The organism is Brevibacillus sp. HB2.2 (assembly GCF_013284275.1).
GTDB classification, from domain to species: Bacteria; Bacillota; Bacilli; order Brevibacillales; family Brevibacillaceae; genus Brevibacillus; species Brevibacillus brevis_D.
Genome location: NZ_JABSUV010000002.1, coordinates 219,109 through 236,769 on the forward strand (window position 1 = coordinate 219,109; position 17,661 = coordinate 236,769).

General features: G+C 48.1%; 18 protein-coding genes. 11 read left to right on the forward strand and 7 right to left on the reverse strand.

Annotation, left to right across the window (positions count from 1 at the left end; all coding sequences use genetic code 11):
* Nucleotides 1–2: 2 nt before the first annotated feature.
* The 6 genes from HP401_RS02375 (at nt 3) to HP401_RS02400 (ending at nt 7,509) form a co-directional block, all read left to right on the forward strand.
* Nucleotides 3–3,098: an efflux RND transporter permease subunit gene (locus HP401_RS02375; RefSeq protein ID WP_173603916.1), complete on the forward strand. Its 3,096-nt coding sequence runs from the start codon at nt 3–5 to the stop codon at nt 3,096–3,098.
* Between the two features lie 124 nt (nt 3,099–3,222).
* Nucleotides 3,223–4,011 carry an SDR family oxidoreductase gene (locus HP401_RS02380; RefSeq protein ID WP_173603917.1) on the forward strand — a complete coding sequence of 263 codons (789 nt, stop codon included), beginning with the start codon at nt 3,223–3,225 and terminating at the stop codon, nt 4,009–4,011.
* A gap of 20 nt (nt 4,012–4,031) precedes the next feature.
* Complete coding sequence (locus tag HP401_RS02385; RefSeq protein ID WP_064200014.1) at nt 4,032–4,523, forward strand: YajQ family cyclic di-GMP-binding protein; 492 nt, start codon at nt 4,032–4,034, stop codon at nt 4,521–4,523.
* A 92-nt stretch (nt 4,524–4,615) separates the two neighbouring features.
* Nucleotides 4,616–5,092 (forward strand): hypothetical protein, encoded by a 477-nt coding sequence (locus tag HP401_RS02390; protein WP_012686211.1) that lies wholly within the window; start codon nt 4,616–4,618, stop codon nt 5,090–5,092.
* 135 nt (nt 5,093–5,227) lie between these two features.
* Entirely contained in the window at nt 5,228–6,886 is a 1,659-nt protein-coding gene (locus HP401_RS02395) for an AMP-binding protein (RefSeq protein WP_173603918.1), read from the forward strand.
* 116 nt (nt 6,887–7,002) lie between these two features.
* Nucleotides 7,003–7,509, forward strand: a complete 507-nt coding sequence (locus HP401_RS02400) for a GNAT family N-acetyltransferase (RefSeq protein ID WP_173603919.1) — start codon at nt 7,003–7,005, stop codon at nt 7,507–7,509.
* Between the two features lie 75 nt (nt 7,510–7,584).
* On the opposite strand, the gene leuD is transcribed toward HP401_RS02400, so the two are convergent.
* Complete coding sequence (leuD, locus tag HP401_RS02405) at nt 7,585–8,169, reverse strand: 3-isopropylmalate dehydratase small subunit (protein WP_064200017.1); 585 nt, start codon at nt 8,167–8,169, stop codon at nt 7,585–7,587.
* Nucleotides 8,166–9,596 carry a 3-isopropylmalate dehydratase large subunit gene (gene leuC, locus HP401_RS02410; protein WP_173603953.1) on the reverse strand — a complete coding sequence of 477 codons (1,431 nt, stop codon included), beginning with the start codon at nt 9,594–9,596 and terminating at the stop codon, nt 8,166–8,168. The genes leuD and leuC overlap by 4 nt, the downstream gene beginning before the upstream one ends.
* Before the next feature lie 114 nt (nt 9,597–9,710).
* On the opposite strand from leuC, the gene HP401_RS02415 reads away from it, so the two are divergent.
* A complete protein-coding gene (locus HP401_RS02415) occupies nt 9,711–10,598 on the forward strand; it encodes a LysR family transcriptional regulator (protein ID WP_012686216.1) in 888 nt (295 codons plus the stop codon).
* Between the two features lie 29 nt (nt 10,599–10,627).
* On the opposite strand, the gene HP401_RS02420 is transcribed toward HP401_RS02415, so the two are convergent.
* On the reverse strand, nt 10,628–11,215 hold the full coding sequence (locus tag HP401_RS02420) for a class F sortase (protein ID WP_254456978.1): 588 nt from the start codon (nt 11,213–11,215) through the stop codon (nt 10,628–10,630).
* A 133-nt stretch (nt 11,216–11,348) separates the two neighbouring features.
* Nucleotides 11,349–11,567: a hypothetical protein gene (locus HP401_RS02425; protein WP_012686218.1), complete on the reverse strand. Its 219-nt coding sequence runs from the start codon at nt 11,565–11,567 to the stop codon at nt 11,349–11,351.
* Nucleotides 11,568–11,718: 151 nt separating this feature from the next.
* Between HP401_RS02425 and HP401_RS02430 the strand changes: the two genes are divergently transcribed.
* Genes HP401_RS02430 through HP401_RS02440 form a run of 3 tightly spaced genes read left to right on the forward strand, consistent with a single transcriptional unit; the run spans nt 11,719 to nt 14,186 of the window.
* Nucleotides 11,719–12,066, forward strand: a complete 348-nt coding sequence (locus HP401_RS02430; protein ID WP_173603921.1) for a thioredoxin family protein — start codon at nt 11,719–11,721, stop codon at nt 12,064–12,066.
* A 33-nt stretch (nt 12,067–12,099) separates the two neighbouring features.
* Nucleotides 12,100–13,008: an RluA family pseudouridine synthase gene (locus tag HP401_RS02435; RefSeq protein WP_173603922.1), complete on the forward strand. Its 909-nt coding sequence runs from the start codon at nt 12,100–12,102 to the stop codon at nt 13,006–13,008.
* Nucleotides 13,009–13,067: 59 nt separating this feature from the next.
* Nucleotides 13,068–14,186: a YheC/YheD family endospore coat-associated protein gene (locus HP401_RS02440; protein WP_173603923.1), complete on the forward strand. Its 1,119-nt coding sequence runs from the start codon at nt 13,068–13,070 to the stop codon at nt 14,184–14,186.
* 61 nt (nt 14,187–14,247) lie between these two features.
* Here the strand turns inward: HP401_RS02440 and HP401_RS02445 are convergent, their stop codons facing one another.
* From HP401_RS02445 to HP401_RS02455, 3 genes are all read right to left on the reverse strand, one after another.
* On the reverse strand, nt 14,248–15,048 hold the full coding sequence (locus tag HP401_RS02445) for a VOC family protein (RefSeq protein WP_173603924.1): 801 nt from the start codon (nt 15,046–15,048) through the stop codon (nt 14,248–14,250).
* An 84-nt stretch (nt 15,049–15,132) separates the two neighbouring features.
* On the reverse strand, nt 15,133–15,585 hold the full coding sequence (locus tag HP401_RS02450) for a GNAT family N-acetyltransferase (protein WP_012686223.1): 453 nt from the start codon (nt 15,583–15,585) through the stop codon (nt 15,133–15,135).
* Nucleotides 15,586–15,603: 18 nt separating this feature from the next.
* On the reverse strand, nt 15,604–16,095 hold the full coding sequence (locus HP401_RS02455) for an NUDIX hydrolase (RefSeq protein ID WP_087350279.1): 492 nt from the start codon (nt 16,093–16,095) through the stop codon (nt 15,604–15,606).
* Nucleotides 16,096–16,255: 160 nt separating this feature from the next.
* On the opposite strand from HP401_RS02455, the gene HP401_RS02460 reads away from it, so the two are divergent.
* A complete protein-coding gene (locus HP401_RS02460; protein WP_173603925.1) occupies nt 16,256–17,632 on the forward strand; it encodes a D-serine ammonia-lyase in 1,377 nt (458 codons plus the stop codon).
* The last annotated feature ends 29 nt before the right edge of the window (nt 17,633–17,661 follow it).

The following is a 17,661-nucleotide window of genomic DNA, read 5'->3' on the forward strand; positions in this document are numbered from 1 at the left end:
GCATGAACAAAGTGATTCTCTTTTTGCTGAAAAGACAGCTAATCGTCTACTTGTTTACATTTTTGCTCGTCATTGCAGGTTTGGGTTCCTTATTCAGTTTTAATGTCGAATTGGTTCCAAAGACGAATTTCCCTGATATTAACGTAAGAATTTCCGGTGGTGCACTTCCACCAGAAGAGATGGAAGAAAAAGTAACGAAGAAAGTAGAGCAAGAACTAAAGTCGATTAATGATATTAAAAAATACTCTTCTTCAACAAGTGCAGGTCACGTTAGAATCAATATTTCTGCAAATGAAGGAAAAGGCGAGCAGGTTAAGCAAGATGTACAAAATGCCGTTAACCGTCTCCGAAATGGTTTTCCGAAAGCCGTTAACACAGTAGATATCTTTCAGAGCAATATGGGTAGCGATCAAATGATTGATTTTGCCGTCGTCGGAGCAGAGCCAAAGACCATGCTAAGCTTGGCAAAAACGTCGATCAAGGACCGTATTGAAGAAGTTGAGGGCGTCAAGGAAGTAATCGTAGAAGAGAAAAGCTTCGAGAATAAAATTACCATATCCTTTTTGCCACAGCGATTGAATGCCTATCAAACAACGCCAGCGGCTATCATTTCACAGCTTCAGGATACAAACTGGAAGCAAGGGATTGGTACACTGGAGAACACGGGTTTTGATACGGTTGTCATGATTGACAATACTTATCAGACCCCGCAGGAAATAGAGGCACTGCCAATTGATACACCGAGAGGAACCGTTTCTCTGAACCAATTGGCACAAATTGAAGATTTGCGTGGAAAAGTGAAAGACTACGTCGCCCTGACAAACGGTTCCGTGTTTATTCAACTCAGCGTGACGCGGGCAGACGGCTATGACTTGATCACGACACAAAAGAGTGTAGAAGAAGTCGTTCGCAAAATAAACACAGAAGCAAACGGCAAATACAACATCAAAGTTATGTTTGAAGGAGCTTCCTTTGTCGAGCATGCGGTGAGCAATCTCAGCCGGGATGTCATGATTGGTGGGGCGCTTGCGATCATCATCTTGTTCGTCTTCCTTCGCAACTGGAGGGTCACACTCGTCATCGCTACGACGCTACCGCTCTCTGCGTTCATGACGTTCATCGCGATGAAACTCGCAGGCTACAACATTGATATGATCAGCTTGCTGTCGCTGAGCTTGTCAGTTGGCTTGATCGTCGATGCCGCCATCGTCGTTTTGGAAAGTATTTATCACTACCGGGAAAAGGGCGAAGAGCTGAAGCAGGCTATTATTAAAGGTACAAGAGAAGTTTTGACACCTGTGTTCACCTCGCAGCTCACGATCATCATCGTCTTTTTGCCACTTGTCTTTGCGGATTTTGAAGATTGGCTGAAACCGGTTTTGGCCACAATTGCCTTTACAGTTTCCGCTGCCATTATTTCATCGACGATCGCTGCTTACTTCTTCGTTCCCGTGTTTTCCAATCGCTTCTTGCAAAAGGATAAGCATGTTTCGTTAGAAGGAGAAGGCAAGGAACACCTTATCATTCGCGTATTCAGCGGTATTTTACAAGTAGCGATTAGACATCGGGTAAAAACGGTTTTACTTGCGATTGCTTTGCTGGTTGGTTCCGCTTTCCTCACACCTTTTATGAAAATGGGTCAAGGAATTAACGCCAACGAAAATATTGTTTTTGTCAATATGAAGATGCCAATCGGTTCTAAGTTAGAAACAGCTCAAAAAGCAGCCGTCACCGCGGAAACATCGCTGCGGGAGATCCCAGAGATAAAGGATGTATTCTTCTTTACTTCCAAGGAAGAAGCAACATTGTTCATTTCCTTAATTCCGAAGACGGACAGAACACGTGATAAGGACGCTTTGAACGAGGATATTAATAAGCGCCTGAATGAGACCCCAGGAATCGAATCCGTCTCCATGTCTTTCGGACAACAAGGCGGAAGCGGTCCGATCCAACTGGATGTTTACGGGGATGACATGGAGGTCATGCGGAAGGTCGCAACCGATCTGGAAGCGATGCTTGGCACGATCAACGGGCTCACCAACATTCGCAACGATTTTAAAGAAGGAAAAGAAAAAGTTACGTTGCTGCCAAAACAAGATGCGCTTACTAGACTGAATGTCGATCACCGTTCACTTTTGCAACAAATGAGCGTGTTAATCGGCAGCCAACACATTACGTCGATCACACAAGATGGAATCGAAGTAGATGTCGTTGCCAAGATGCCGGACAACTGGCTGAAGCACCCAGATCAGCTCAAAACGATTACGGTGACATCGAAAGACGGGGCAGCAGTGCCTTTGGCAGATCTGGTGGTTATGGAGTACAGTAAGTCTCCGATTACGATTGAGCGTAAAGAAGGCGAACGCATCGTGACGGTTTCTGCCGAGATGCTGGGAAGTGAATTAGGGGCAATAGGCCGTGAGATTGATGAGAAATTGCCAAACGTGCCTGTTCCAGCGGGTTATAAAGTGGAAATCGCCGGTAAGTTGAAAGAGCAAAGCACGAACATGAGTCAAGGGATATTCGTATTCTTAGGTGTTCTGGCTCTGATTTACGTCATCATGGTTGCCCAGTTCGGGCGGATGTCTCAGCCGTTTATCATCATGCTGACCATTCCAATGGCCTTGGTCGGTGTTGTGCTTGGCTTCGTCCTTACACAGCGGACATTCGGTGAAATGGCGATGATCGGGATTATCATGCTTGTCGGTATCGTCGTATCCAACGCGATCCTCTTGATCGATAGGATCAACCTGCTGCGCAAACGTGGAATGGAAACCGCAGAGGCGATTATCCAAGGCACGAAGGAACGTATTCGTCCCGTTATTATGACGAAGCTGACGGCGATTCTCGGGATGCTGCCGATGGGTCTTGCCATGGCGGAAGGCTCAGATTTGGAAGCGCCACTTGCAACAGCCGTTATCTCCGGCTTGATTTTTCACACGGTCGTAACACTAGTACTCGTTCCTGTCCTGTACTCCCTGTTTGAGGGGGCGAAGGCAAAAAGACTGGCAAGAAAAGAGGCTCGTCAAGCGAAGCGCGAAGCAAAACGAGAGGCAAAACAAAACAAAGACAAGAACGTACCTCCGACAGAGGTATAGTGATTTGCAAGAGAAGGGGAGCATATGCTGTACCCCTTCTCTTTTGCTTTTCCTTCATCTGAAAGTTCTGTAGAATAAAGAGATCAAGATACATACATGAGTGAACCATGAAAGGAGCATGCATATGGATCTATTTTTGCAAGGAAAAACGGCTCTGGTACTCGCCTCGTCAAAAGGATTGGGGAAGGCAACAGCTCAGTGCCTCGCCCAAGAAGGAGCGAATGTCACGATATGCGGTAGAGATGAAGCTGCTCTGGAAATCGTTCGTGCAGAGATCGAACAGGCTACTGGAAAATCACCTCTTGCCGTAACAATGGATGTGACGAAGGAAGAAGATATCAAGCGAGTTGTCGAAGAAACGGTCAAGCATTTTGGCAGCGTCGATATATTAATTAACAATTCAGGTGGGCCTGCAACAGGCAGATTCGATCAGCTCACCGACGAGCAGTGGATGCAAGCCTTCCAGCTAAATTTGCTTAGCTATGTACGTGCCATTCGTGCTGTTTTGCCGCATATGCGAGCGAACCAGTTTGGCAGAATCATCAACTTTGCCTCCTCGTCCTTTAAACAGCCGATTGAGAATTTGATTCTGTCCAATACGTTTCGTACAGGGGTATTGGGCCTTTCCAAGACGCTTTCGTCAGAACTCGGACCAGATGGGATTCTGATTAACACCATCGGGCCGGGCAGAATTGCGACGGATCGAGTGGCACAATTGGATGGGCTTACCGCAGAGGCGAAGAGCATCAGTGCAGATGAAGTTAGGAAAAATTGGGAGAAGCAAATCCCATTGGGCAGATACGGTCAGCCTGACGAGTTTGCTCGTATGGTAACGTTCTTGGCTTCGCCTGCAAACAGCTACGTGACAGGTCAATCCTTCCTCGTCGACGGTGGCTTGATCCGCGCGATCTAATAAAAGAGAGGGGAATTCCTTTGAGTAAAGAGAGCTCATTTGATATCGTGTCCAAGGTAGAGTTGGCCGAAGTGAACAATGCGATTCAGACCGCATTAAAAGAAATAGAAAATCGCTTTGACTTCAAAGGGAGCAAGAGCAGCATCTCCTTGGAAAAAGAAGAGCTTGTCCTCGTCTCCGATGACGACTTCAAGCTCAGTCAGGTAAAGGACATTTTGCTTGGGAAGCTCGTCAAACGGGATGTCCCGATCAAAAACCTCGACTACGGCAAAATAGAACCGGCAGCGGGTGGTACTGTCCGTCAGCGTGTCAAGCTGGTGCAGGGGATCGACAAAGACAATGCGAAAAAGATCAACAGCATCATCAAAGATACAGGACTCAAAGTGAAAACACAGATTCAAGACGATCAAATTCGCGTGACGGGAAAAAGCAAAGATGAATTACAGCAAATTATCAATGCAATTCGCAAGGCTGATCTGCCTTTGGAAGTACAATTTATTAACTACCGATAACTACTAGAAAAGTTTTTACTTCTAACTCTCTTCATTCTCGCATATGCATGTACAAATAAGTGACAAGCACTTGCGAAAGGGAGAGTAGAGACATGAAGGTCTTTATTATCAGTATGCGCAATCTCATTTTGGGCGGAATTGTTTTCCTTGTAGTACTGGTGGCGGGCATCGTACTTCTGGTCAAAGACCCTCTGAGCGTCTCGGACTCTTATCGACCATCGGATCCAGCTGCCGCTGTTACAGCGAGCGCTCCCATGAACCAGCCAGCAGGGGCAGAAAAGCCGGCGGTGAATATGGAGGTCAAGGTGGATGGGACAACGGCAGAGGTATCCTTGCTAACACAGAACTTCACGTTCGTCCAGGATAATGGCGAATTGGCCGAGGCCCCAGTCTTTGGAGAGGGACACGCACATTTATACCTGAATGGCGAACCAAAAGGAATGATTTATCAACCAGAGTTTTTGCTGAAAAAGTTGCCCAAGGGAGAGCATGAAATTCGCGTTGAGCTCAACTACAGCAACCATCTGCCATACAAGATAGAGACTACGAAAAAAATCGTTGTGAAGTAAAACAGATCGCGTTCCAGAAAAGGGACGCTTTTCTTTTTGGGAGGAAGGAAAAGAAGGACGATAATGGAAAAAGAAGGGATTGTGGCGGAAAAGAAGAATCCTACAGAATAGTCTGAATATTTTGGGGGTGCTTGTATGATTCATATGACCACAATCGGCAACATGTTAGACGACACAGTCAGTAAGTATCAGGAAAAGGAAGCGCTCGTTTATCACGAACGAGGGCTTCGCTATACGTTTGGAGAATTTCAAACGATATGCAATCAAGTAGCGCGAGGATTTATGTCTCTTGGGATTCAAAAAGGGGAAAATATCGCGATTTGGGCAACCAATGTGCCTGAATGGGTGATATCACAATTTGCCACAGCGAAAATGGGCGGTGTACTGGTAACGGTCAATACGAGCTACCGGGTACATGAACTGGAATATTTGCTACGTCAATCAGAGTCGACGACGCTTCTCTTAATGGATTCCTATCGCGATGCGAATTATCTCGCCATGATTCAAGAGATTTGCCCGGAATTGCAGACCTGTGAACCTGGAGCGCTTCAATCCAAAAGGCTTCCGCATTTAAAAAATGTGATCTATCTAGGGGATGAGCAACAACCCGGAATGTTTTTGTGGAGTGATTTGCTCGAACGTGCTGCATCGGTCACGGAAGAAGAGCGGAACGCGCGCCAGGCGACGCTCTCACCTGATGATGTCATCAATATGCAGTACACATCCGGGACGACTGGCTTTCCAAAGGGAGTCATGCTGTCGCACGTCAATATCGTCAACAATGCCATCAAGGTAGCGGAATGTCAGCGGCTCGGGTTAGCGGATAAGGTGTGCATTCCGGTTCCGTTTTTCCACTGCTTTGGCTGTGTGATGGGGACTTTGGCATGTGTGGCGACAGGTGCGACGATGGTTCCTGTCATCGCCTTTGATCCTGGTGTGGTCCTTGCGGTTGTGGAAGCCGAACACTGTACAGCATTGTACGGTGTACCCACGATGTTTATTTCGGAATTGAACCACCCGTCGTTTGCCGAGCGTGACCTGAGCTCCCTGCGAACAGGCATCATGGCTGGTTCTTTATGTCCGATTGAGGTGATGAAGAAGGTCGTCGATCAAATGGGAATCCGTGACATTACGATAGCGTACGGACAAACCGAAGCTTCTCCCGTCATCACACAAACCGTCCCAGAGGACTCTCTCGAGCGAAAAGTATCGACTGTCGGTCGTCTGCACGCACAGGTGGAAGCAAAAATCATCGATCCCGCGACAGGTGACAGTTTGCCGCCAGGTGTACAAGGTGAGCTGTGCACGCGTGGATATTTGGTCATGAAGGGCTATTACAATATGCCAGAAGAGACAGTCAAGGCAATCGATCACGAAGGGTGGCTACATACCGGAGACTTGGCTACCGTAGATGAGGAAGGCTACTATCGGATTACCGGCAGGCTCAAAGACATGATCATTCGCGGAGGGGAAAATATTTATCCCCGTGAAGTGGAAGAATTCCTCTATACGCATCCAAAAGTGTTGGACGTCCAGATCGTAGGGGTGCCTGATGTCAAATACGGCGAGCAGGTGTTGGCGTGCATTCGGATAAAGCCTCATGAAACGTTGTCGGAGGATGAGGTGCGGGACTATTGCGAAGGGAAGATCGCTCATTACAAAATCCCTCGCTACATACAGTTTGTAGACGAATACCCGATGACCGCTTCCGGTAAAATACAAAAGTTCAAGCTGCGGGAGCAAGCGCTGGAGCTGTTTGGGCAAAGCAATCCAAACCAGACGGGAACTGCATAGGATGAGGTTCAAGCGCTAGGGAGATGCTCCTGGCGCTTTTTTTAGATAGTTCTTTACTTTCGAGCAACTCTTGACTAAGATAAGTGGAAATCAAAATAGGAGAGGTGCAGCCTAGCATGGAAGTTAGATTTTTGGGACCAGACGATGCAGAAGAGTTGGTAAAGATTAGACTGGAAGGGCTGCAAACAGATCCAGACGCATTCGGCTCTACCTATGAAGAGGCAATGCAGGTATCGATGGAAGAGTGGCGGCAAAGACTTTCTCAAGGGGAGTCAGGTGATAGCGGTTATTTTGGTGCATTTGTGGAAGGAGAGCTGGCTGGCATCATCGGTTTTTTCCGCCACAGAGGGCTGAAAGCGAGACACAAAGCTTCTATCGTCTCCATGTACGTTCGTGAAGCGTATCGCGGGACTGGCGTCGCACAAGCTCTTATGCAGGCAGAGCTAGCCTACTTAAAGGAGCGGGGAGATATCGATACGGTACAGCTCGCTGTCGTCACGACCAATCCGGCTGCCATTCGTCTCTATGAGAAAATGGGCTTTCTTCCATATGGGTTAGAAAAGCGTGCACTAAAAAATGGCGATCAATACTTTGATGAAAGCCACATGTATATTCTCCTTTAGAAAACATGATAAAAGCGAAGGCACACATTCGTGGATGCCTTCGCTTTTTCTATTCGCAATGCGATGGAGGGAAACTTAACGACTTGCCTCGTATGCAGCGATCTTATCTTCGTACTGTAATGTAATTCCAATATCGTCGAGACCATTCAGGAGGCAGTAACGACGATAGGAATCTACCTCGAACGGGTAGGAGAGACCTTCATTGTCACGAACGACTTGTTCTTGCAAATCGATGGTCAGCTGATAGTTCGGCTTGCTTTCGGCACGGTTGAACAGCTCATCGACTTGCTCTTCGCTCAACTTGATTGGCAGGATGCCGTTTTTGAAGCAATTGTTGTAAAAAATGTCCGCAAAGGATGGAGCAATTACACAGCGGAAACCATAATCAAGGAGTGCCCATGGTGCATGCTCACGAGAGGAGCCGCAGCCAAAATTGTTGCGGGCAAGAAGGACAGTAGACTCCTTGTACGCAGGTGTATTCAGAATGAACGAATCGATTGGCGCACCATCGACAGTAAAGCGCCATTCGTAGAACAGGAATTGACCAAAACCGCTGCGCTCAATGCGCTTCAAGAACTGCTTAGGGATTATTGCGTCCGTATCTACGTTTACACGATCGAGTGGGGCTACCACTCCGGTGTGGATGACAAATGGATTCATTGGAAGACCTCCTTGTTAGCGTTCTCGCTTTTCCATTCACGTACATCGACGAAGTGACCTGCGATAGCTGCTGCTGCTGCCATTTCCGGGCTGACCAGATGCGTCCGTCCGCCGCGTCCTTGACGTCCTTCGAAGTTCCGGTTAGAGGTAGAAGCACAACGCTCACCCTCCGACAGGATATCCGGATTCATCGCCAGACACATGGAGCAACCAGATTCGCGCCAATCAAAGCCAGCTTCTTGGAAAATGAGGTGCAAGCCTTCTTGTTCAGCGAGCTGCTTAACTGCCTGAGAGCCAGGAACGACCATCGCGTGTACGGAAGGGGAGACCTTGCGTCCTTTTGCCACTTCGGCTGCTTTGCGCAAGTCCTCGATCCGACCGTTTGTACAGGAGCCGATAAAGACGCGATCGATTTTGATTTCGCTCATCGGAGTGCCAGGTGCAAGATCCATGTACGCCAGAGCATCCTGTGCCGCTTTGCGCTGTGCGACTGTCTCGAATGACTCAGGGCTTGGAACGGTGCTCGTAATGTTCGTACCCATACCAGGGCTCGTTCCCCACGTCACTTGCGGTGCGATCTCGGCTGCCTCGATTTCTACACAGGCATCAAACACAGCGCCTTCGTCCGTGCACAGCTCTTTCCAAGCCTCGACAGCTGCAAGGAAATCTTCCCCTTGTGGAACGAATCGCTTGCCTTTCAGGTAGTCAAACGTAATCTGGTCAGGAGCGATTAAGCCGGCACGAGCGCCACCTTCAATCGTCATGTTACATACAGTCATGCGTTCTTCCATGGTCAGGTTGCGGATCGCAGCGCCTGTGTATTCTACGACGTAGCCAGTTGCAAAGTCAGTTCCGTATTTTGCGATAATCGCCAAAATTAAATCTTTTGCACTGACACCGAATGGCAGGTCGCCGTTTACGCGTACTTCCATGGTTTTTGGTTTGGATTGCTGCAAGCATTGTGTCGCGAGTACATGCTCCACTTCACTGGTACCAATACCGAAGGCGAGGGCACCGAATGCTCCATGAGTGGAGGTGTGGCTGTCACCACAGACGATAGTTTTGCCTGGATGTGTGAGCCCGAGCTCAGGACCAATGACGTGAACGATCCCTTGATCTGGGCTGTTCAGATCCGCGAGTGTGATCCCGAACTCCTCACAGTTCGCCGTCAAGGTTTCCATTTGTTGACGAGAAATCGGGTCTTTGACATTAAAACGGTCAGCAGTCGGTACATTGTGGTCCATCGTTGCGAAGGTAAGCTCTGGACGGCGTACTTTGCGGCCAGCCAAGCGGAGTCCTTCGAAAGCTTGCGGTGAAGTCACCTCGTGAACCAGGTGCAGGTCGATATACAAAAGGCTCGGCTTGCCTGCCTCTTCGTGAATAGCGTGATTGTCCCAAATCTTTTCAAACATTGTACGGGCTGTCATCATGTATTCCTCCTTCGTTCAAAAACTCTTAACAAGGTTGTAACATGGCAAAGAGAATAGTTCAAAGATATAATAATTATAAGAAGGATAGTTTTTGCCTATCGGGAGGTCAATATGGAGTTACGACAAATTCGTTATGTACTCGCTGTTGCGGAAGAACGTAGTTTCTCCCGGGCAGCCAATCGATTACATTTGGCCCAACCGTCGTTGAGTCAACAAATTGCGAAGCTGGAGAAAATACTCGGTGTCAGCTTGTTCCATCGCTTGCCGCAGCACGTAGAACTGACTGATGCAGGCCAGCGCTTTATACAGGTGGCGCAAACGCTTGTCGACATGTCAGAGGGGCTAGAGCGGGAAATGAGAGCTTATGCGGTAGGAGAAAGCGGCAAATTGCTTGTAGGAAGCTTGCCGATCACAGGGGCGTACGTGCTGCCAAGGGTGTTGCCTACGTTTACCAAACAATTTCCCGGCGTCGAGCTGCAATTGATGGAGGAAACGTCGAGTCATTTGGAGCAGCTGCTCGTACGGGGGAAAATTGATGTCAGCCTATTAACCATGCCCATCAGTGATCCGTCTCTGGAAATCATTCCTGCGATCAACGAAGAAATCTTTTTGGCGGTACCAGCCAATCATCCGCTCGCGAAACGAAAAGAAGTAGATCTCGCAGAGGTAGCCGATCAGCCTTTTATCCTGTTAAAAGAAGGACAAGGCTTCCGCACGATTTCGCTTCGGCTATGTGAGCAGGCGGGATTCCGACCGCGAATTGTGTTTGAGAGCTCGAACATCCAGACAGCTCAGTCACTTGTTGCAGCAGGCATGGGGTTGTCGTTTGCACCGAAGATGATTACACTCGCACCCGGAACGATCGAACCTCCAACTTATGTGCGGATAAAAACAAAACCTTCTCGCACACTCGTCGTGGCGTATCGGAAGGACAAACCGTTGTCACGCCCGGCTGAGGCATTTGTGCAATGTCTCATCGAGCAGGGTGGGAAAATATAAAGGCAAACAAGAAAACCCAGTCGCCGCATTCATTTGCGAACACTGGGTTTATCATCTTGGAGCTTTGTATCTTGAACAAGTTCGGAAAAGACGACGAGCCTGCGAGCGTGCTCCTGTGTTTTCTTGTTAAATTTACCGGAGCAGGTAATCAAATTCAGATGGGAGCTCTCTGCATTCCCAAAAATCTGATCGATGGGAGCCTCGGCCGTCTGGAAGCTTTCTACTCTGCGAACTTGGAAGGTAAGCGTTTTTCCTTTTGCTTCACGCACGGTAATTTTGTCACCGGGCTTTAGTTTTTTCAGATGGTAAAAAACAGCTGGACCCGTATAATGATCAAAATGACCGGCGATCACTGCATTCCCCTTCATTCCGGGCTTCGTCCATGGCGACAAAATACCCACGCGATCAAAAGCCTTTGGGACATCCATTTGCCCATTCGGTAAAACGCCAACAGGTTCTACACGAGCTTGTAGGTTCAGTTTCGGAATATGTAGAAGTGTTGGCATGATTCCGTCTGGAAGAGGAGGGGCAGGAAGGAACGTCGGTTGAGGTGGCAGCGAAGGACCATAAACGGTAACCGTTTGCTTGATATAGATGGGCCCTGCTGGTTTTTGCATGGTACTTTCGATTTTAGGAGCTTCGACAGGTTGTTGAGTTGTATGGCCGCAACCAATTGTAACCAAACTAATGAACAGAAGGGACCCAAGAAGTTTTTTCATAAGCTGCAAAGAAAAGGGGGAAGATCCCCCTTTAATTGCTTGCTCCACCCATACCAGTTTTCGGCAGAGCCTTGATATGAGCTTTGCCTTTATGTGCTTTGGTTTTCATATGGTGAGCCTTGGTCTTCATATGATGCGCTTTTGTTTGTACCTTGTGGTGTTTTTTGTGACCGTCATGTGTTGCGGCAGACACAGGAATTGCAGTAGTTACCAAGCATGCAACCATCAACAAAGCAGCGAATTTCTTCATGAGTAGCACCTACCTTGAAATTTTTTGGGGTTACAAGAGATAGGATTTCCGTTTGCTCATTTGTTAGTGATGGCAATTGTTTCTCCTAAACGTCCCAAACAGCCCGCGCCTGTGGTACACTATTTCCAAATCATTCTGGGAGGAAGATAACATGAGAGAAATTAAGACAGAAGCTGAGTTCGAACAAGTAATCGCAGCAACCAAGCCAGTCATCGTCAAATTCTTCACGGATTGGTGCCCAGATTGTCATCGCATTGATCCCTTCATGCCTGCCGTGGAGGAGAAATACAAAGAACAGCTGGATATGATCAAAGTCAACCGTGATACTCTCCCGGACCTGTCCGAAAAGTACGATGTCTTCGGGATTCCGAGCTTTATTGCGTTCCACAATGGAAAAGAACTAGTTCGCTTCGTCAGCAAGCTCGGAAAAAGTCGTGAGGAGATCGAGCATTTCCTAGATCGTGCTATTCAAGTCAGTAAAGGAATCGAGCAAGCGTAATTGCATGAACATAGAACAGGGAGATAGACAGAAATGTTATACATGAAAAAAGAAGGGGAATGGCTCGTGGCTCACTTACGAGACAAAGATGATGCCATCCCGATTGGGAACCTGCTGCGCGAAGAGTGGAAGCTGCCGCGCAAGCAGGTCCATCTTTTATTCCAACACAAAGAAGTACTACTGGATGGGGAACCTGTCGCCCAGCATGTTGTAGGTAAAGCAGGGCAGGAAATTCGTCTGCGGATGTGCAAGCCAGAGCCATTGGGGCTTGATCCGGCCAGTGAAGCGCCGGAGATCTTGTACGAGGATGATCATTTGCTCATCGTGAATAAGCCGGTTGGTCTTCTGTTACATCCGACCGAACGCTACCATCATGTGACGTTGGATCATCTCGTGTCGGGGCACTTTTTCCGTACAGGTTTGGAAGCCAAGGTCCGCCATGTCCATCGACTGGATCAGGATACGTCAGGCGTTGTTCTGTACGCGAAGCATCCGTGGGCCTCTGCCCTGTTAGATGAAATGCTGCGTGAGCGCACAATCAAGCGTACCTATGTCGCGTATGTTTCGGGACAAATGCCCAAAGAGCGCGGGAAAATCAATGAACCCATCGGAAAAGATCGGAATCATGGGACGCGCAGAAGGGTCACACCTAACGGCGATCCAGCGATTACCCATTACCAGGTGAAGGAACGCTTTCAAACAGTTACGAAAGTAGAATGTCAATTGGAGACGGGGAGAACCCATCAAATTCGCGTTCACTTCAGTCATATTGGGCACCCGCTTTTAGGGGATGAACTGTATGGTGGGAAGCGCGAACTCATTAAGCGACAAGCGCTGCACGCAGCCGTGCTCAAATTTGAGCATCCATTCGGGGGAGAAGTCATCGAAGTCACAGCCCCGTTGCCACTCGATCTGTTTCACTTGGAAAAGAAGCTGAGATAATCGCCATTTGACGAAGGAATGAATAAACTGCCAAGGAGGAAACGAGAGAGGGTGGTCTTTTGAAACGACCCATAATCGGCATCTTGACTTGGCGGGAAGGCAAACGCTTTGCAGAGCCAACCTATTTTCGGCGACTGCTCAAGGCTGGACAAGAACTGGGCTGTACCGCTTTCCTATTTTCACCAAACGATGTCCTTGGAGCTGGCAAGCAGGTGAGAGGGTATGTCCCGGGGAACAATGGTGGCTGGCAAGCAAGAATATTTGACCGTCCAGACGCTGTATTCGACCGATACCGCTATACACCAACACAAGCGTTTAAGAACTATGTGGCCTTTCGGCGGACGAGTAATTTTTTGTATGTAAACAATCGCTTGGCAAACAAATGGCGAGTACATGAGGTGCTGCATCGGGACCCGAGAATGCATCGCTGGCTTCCGGAGACACACCTGTACAACCGACAAAGCCTGGTGAACATGTTAGGCAAGCATCCGTTGCTCTATGTAAAGCCACTCAATGGAACAGGGGGACGAAACATCCTGTCGATTGAAAAGCGTGGCGACGAACTTCGACTGCTCGGTCGTAACAAGCAAAGGGCGAAAGTATCCACAGTCGTAAGAGACAAAGCCGCCGCCCAGAGATGGGTAGACCGTTGGACGAGACAGGAGAAATACATCGTGCAGCAAGGGCTTCGATTGCAGTTGGTTCCTTCGCGGGCAGTAGACATGCGCCTCTTGATTCAAAAGAATGGGGAGGGTGAATGGAGCATTACAGGTCATGGGATTCGCGTGGGTCCAGAACGCAGTGCCACCTCTAATCTGCATGGCGGCGGAAGAGCTATCCCTGTCTCGGTATTTCTCCGTCCGAGGTTTGGGGAGGAGCGTACTGCGCAGATCGTGCATGATTGCGAGCAGCTCGCTTTTCAAACAGCGGAAACACTCGAGGATCATTTTGGACGGATGGTTGAATTTGGGCTGGATATTGGCATCGATGTAGATGGTCGCGCCTGGCTGATCGAAGTGAATCCCAAGCCAGCGCGGGAAATTTTCCGGGAGATGGGGGCAACGGGGCAGTACAAAAATGCCATTACTCGGCCGCTTGAATACGCCATCTACCTTGCGAAAACACAAGGACGCGAAGGTCGCGAGCCACTTTTGAAGAGAAAGGTCGCCCGAGGATAGTGTGAAAGCAGAACAGCGGCAGTAGGGACAACGTCTGAAGTCCTCGTCTGCCGCTGTATTGCTAGGTGGAGATAGAAAGCGGTAATTGCAATTTGCTCGGGATGTCAGGAGCGAATTCGGGTGTATGGATAACCGAAAACGAGTATCCTTTCTTGACGAACGTCAGCTCTTGAGCATCCGAGTGGAAGAGGACGTTGCTTTTTTCAAATCGTCTCCGCACTTTTTGTAGGAACGTTTGGTCAGGTGTTCCAAAAGTGACGTGCATTTTCGGTGGCAACGCTTTCATGGCAATGGGAATCCAAGGCCTGTTTTTCCATGTGGCTACAATATGTGCCGTTCCGCCGATAACGAAGTTAAAAATATCGCCATCCTCGTATGTTTTCATACTGAGATTCGATTTTAGCCATTGCGTAAAAACAGGTACACTTTCCACAGGACAGCCGACTTCCCGTAAATACAGAATGTGCAGGGGAGTGGATGGCTCGATGACCTCCTCTGACACATACTCGTGGGCAATAATCTCAAGAAGATTCCCGTCACCATCACGGAAATACAGGTTCAGCCGTCCTTTTTCCTCATCAATGTCATGCCCATCCTCCCATCGAACAATCAAAAGACCAGATTCTATGATCTTTTTCGCTGATTCATGAAACAGGGAATAAGGTACTTGAAAAGCAATATGGGCGGGGGATATCGGTTCATACACTTCTACAAAGGTTAAACGAAAATCAGGCGTGACTTGAAACGTAATCTGTTTGTCTGATTGAGATGAAATCGGAAAGCCGAGACAGTCTGCGTAAACCTGATGTACCCCTTGGATGGACACAGTTTGTAAGGTTAATTTTGAAAAGTGCGTGATCATCTGGCATCACCTTTTCCTATACAAAGATAACATAATATAAATTATGTATACTCATTCGGTTCACACTGTTTCTAGACAATCATCTCAAATATCTTGAGAGAGGCGAACCATATCTACCACTTGAATCCCGTTTTCGTAAATTTCTTCCTCATAATGCCGCAAAAAAAAGTCCCGATCGATCCAACTCATCCGAAATCCACATTTTTGATAAAGCGCGAGCTGATCCACACTAGAATTCCCTGTGCCGACCTCGATCGTCTTATAACCGAGAGATTTGGCTACTTCAATGGAATGAAGAACGAGTTTTTTGCCAATGCCCTTGCCATGATGGGCCTCATCAACGGCAACATTCACAAGCTCAATCGTATCCGGTCTGGTTGGTATCAAGACGTACACACCTACGATGCTCTCCTCCATAACAGCGACATAGCATTGGCCTCTTTGTAAATAATCTTTCACCAATCTGACAGAGGGGTCAGCCAAAAAGAGTAAATCCATTGGTGGTTGTTCCTGTGCTGCAAGCTTGCGAATTTCCATCCGTGTTTCTCCTCCGATTCAAGTGGTTACTGGCTTTGGCAATGAAGCTGTTTCGTAGTTGACAACCAGACTATTTTCGTACGTAAAGATATGCTGACAAGGTTCATCCTCTTCCAACATGTAAGGTAAAAAAGTGGGAAGGTTTTCTGGGACGCCAGCATTGTCGGGGTCCAAGACCCAAGCTAGCTCTTTCCAGTCAAGTATGCCTTCTTCCACGACCTGTGGGGTTTGAGAGCGCTCGTAGTCTTCTGGAAGATGAGCGAGAAATGCATACATACCGCCCGTTTCAACCCCATCGACTCGCCAGGAGACAATTCCTTTGTAGCAAGCGGTTTCTAACAAAATACCCGTCTCTTCCCGAACCTCGCGAAGGACACTGTCCAGTGGAGTCTCTCCGTGCTCTAGCTTACCGCCTACGCCATTCCATAGCCCCATTAACGGTGATTTGTTGCGATTTAGCATGAGTATTCCATTTCTATGTTTGAGAAAGCATATGGTATAGCGATACATGTTATCACTTTCCTTTTTGTTACAGTCAACTTCTTTAACGACCATTGTATCAAATGAGTGGATTCAGCAGTTATTTTTATTTGGTTTTCTTAAAGAAGTTTTGTAATATTTCGTTATAATAAAAAAAAGAGTGGAAGGAAGAATAGGGGGCTCGTTCAAGATGGGAGACAATGAAAAGGTGGAAGGGTTAACAATCGAGGAGTGGAAAACGAAATATCCGCTTCTTCCTAGCATGCTAGAGACCGATGAAGTTTTTTGGACGAACCCTGGTTATGACGAGATCGCAAAAGCAACTCTCTTGGTTACGCCTGAGGAGGTCCAGGATGCTGAAGAACGTTTGCGGCGTTTTGGCTCGTTCATTCAATTGGCTTTTCCTGAGACGAGCGCTGCTGGTGGACTGATTGAGTCCCCACTCGTTCCGATAAAAGAGATGCAAAAGCATCTAGAGGCTCGCTTTGCATCGAATATTCAGGGGAATCTCTGGTTAAAATGCGACAGCCATTTGCCTATTGCAGGCTCGATCAAAGCGCGGGGCGGCATCTACGAGGTGCTGGCACATGCAGAAGCATTGGCCCAAAAGCATGAGATGCTGCAACCGAACAATGATTATGCTATTTTGGCCACAGATGCGTTCCGTGAACTGTTTTCCCGTTATTCCATTGCAGTAGGCTCGACAGGAAATCTCGGCTTGAGCATCGGGATCATTAGCGCGAAGCTCGGTTTTCAAGTCACTGTTCACATGTCAGCGGACGCTAAAGCATGGAAAAAGGAATTGCTGCGGGCAAAAGGGGTCCAGGTAGTCGAATACGCATCGGATTATGGGAAAGCGGTGGAAGAGGGCAGAAAGCAGGCGGAGGCCGACCCGAATTGTTATTTCATCGATGATGAGAACTCCAAGCGTCTATTCCTCGGCTATGCAGTAGCAGCCGGACGATTAAAGAAACAGGTTGAGGAGCAGCAGATTACAGTAGATAGCGATCACCCGTTGTTTGTCTACCTGCCGTGTGGGGTGGGGGGAGGTCCTGGCGGCGTGGCGTACGGATTGAAGCTTATCTACGGAGACAATGTGCATTGCTTTTTTGCGGAACCTACCCATTCACCCTGCATGCTGCTAGGTTTAATGACAGGACTGCATGACAAAGTTTCCGTTCAAGACTTTGGAATCGATAACAAGACAGAGGCGGATGGTTTGGCTGTTGGCCGTCCTTCGCGATTCGTAGGGAAAACCATGGAAAATCTGCTCAGTGGTGTATATACAGTCGCTGACGAAGAGCTATACGCCTTGTTGCGTGCCTTGCGTGATCTCGAATCCATTCGATTGGAGCCGTCTGCGTTGGCGGGCATGCCAGGACCTGTTCGATTGTTTCAGCAGGAGGCAGGGCGTCACTACCTGGTGAAGCAAGGGCTAACGGAAAAAATGAATAAGGCGACCCATATTGTATGGGCGACGGGCGGGAGTATGGTCCCGGAGTCTATTCAGGAAGAATATTATGCAAAAGCTCTGGATGAGAATGGAAAAAAATATGCATCGAAATGATACAGAAAGCCCGGATCACTTCCCGGGCT

Excerpts from the sequence above, each read along its gene's own strand:
- HP401_RS02375 (WP_173603916.1), top strand. The coding sequence starts at position 3 with ATGAACAAAGTGATTCTCTTTTTGCTGAAAAGACAGCTAATCGTCTAC.
- HP401_RS02380 (WP_173603917.1), top strand. The coding sequence starts at position 3,223 with ATGGATCTATTTTTGCAAGGAAAAACGGCTCTGGTACTCGCCTCGTCA.
- HP401_RS02390 (WP_012686211.1), top strand. The coding sequence starts at position 4,616 with ATGAAGGTCTTTATTATCAGTATGCGCAATCTCATTTTGGGCGGAATT.
- HP401_RS02395 (WP_173603918.1), top strand. The coding sequence starts at position 5,228 with ATGATTCATATGACCACAATCGGCAACATGTTAGACGACACAGTCAGT.
- HP401_RS02400 (WP_173603919.1), top strand. The coding sequence starts at position 7,003 with ATGGAAGTTAGATTTTTGGGACCAGACGATGCAGAAGAGTTGGTAAAG.
- leuD (WP_064200017.1), bottom strand. The coding sequence starts at position 8,169 with ATGAATCCATTTGTCATCCACACCGGAGTGGTAGCCCCACTCGATCGT.
- leuC (WP_173603953.1), bottom strand. The coding sequence starts at position 9,596 with ATGACAGCCCGTACAATGTTTGAAAAGATTTGGGACAATCACGCTATT.
- HP401_RS02415 (WP_012686216.1), top strand. The coding sequence starts at position 9,711 with ATGGAGTTACGACAAATTCGTTATGTACTCGCTGTTGCGGAAGAACGT.
- HP401_RS02420 (WP_254456978.1), bottom strand. The coding sequence starts at position 11,215 with ATGCAAAAACCAGCAGGGCCCATCTATATCAAGCAAACGGTTACCGTT.
- HP401_RS02425 (WP_012686218.1), bottom strand. The coding sequence starts at position 11,567 with ATGAAGAAATTCGCTGCTTTGTTGATGGTTGCATGCTTGGTAACTACT.
- HP401_RS02430 (WP_173603921.1), top strand. The coding sequence starts at position 11,719 with ATGAGAGAAATTAAGACAGAAGCTGAGTTCGAACAAGTAATCGCAGCA.
- HP401_RS02435 (WP_173603922.1), top strand. The coding sequence starts at position 12,100 with ATGTTATACATGAAAAAAGAAGGGGAATGGCTCGTGGCTCACTTACGA.
- HP401_RS02445 (WP_173603924.1), bottom strand. The coding sequence starts at position 15,048 with ATGATCACGCACTTTTCAAAATTAACCTTACAAACTGTGTCCATCCAA.
- HP401_RS02450 (WP_012686223.1), bottom strand. The coding sequence starts at position 15,585 with ATGGAAATTCGCAAGCTTGCAGCACAGGAACAACCACCAATGGATTTA.
- HP401_RS02455 (WP_087350279.1), bottom strand. The coding sequence starts at position 16,095 with ATGTATCGCTATACCATATGCTTTCTCAAACATAGAAATGGAATACTC.
- HP401_RS02460 (WP_173603925.1), top strand. The coding sequence starts at position 16,256 with ATGGGAGACAATGAAAAGGTGGAAGGGTTAACAATCGAGGAGTGGAAA.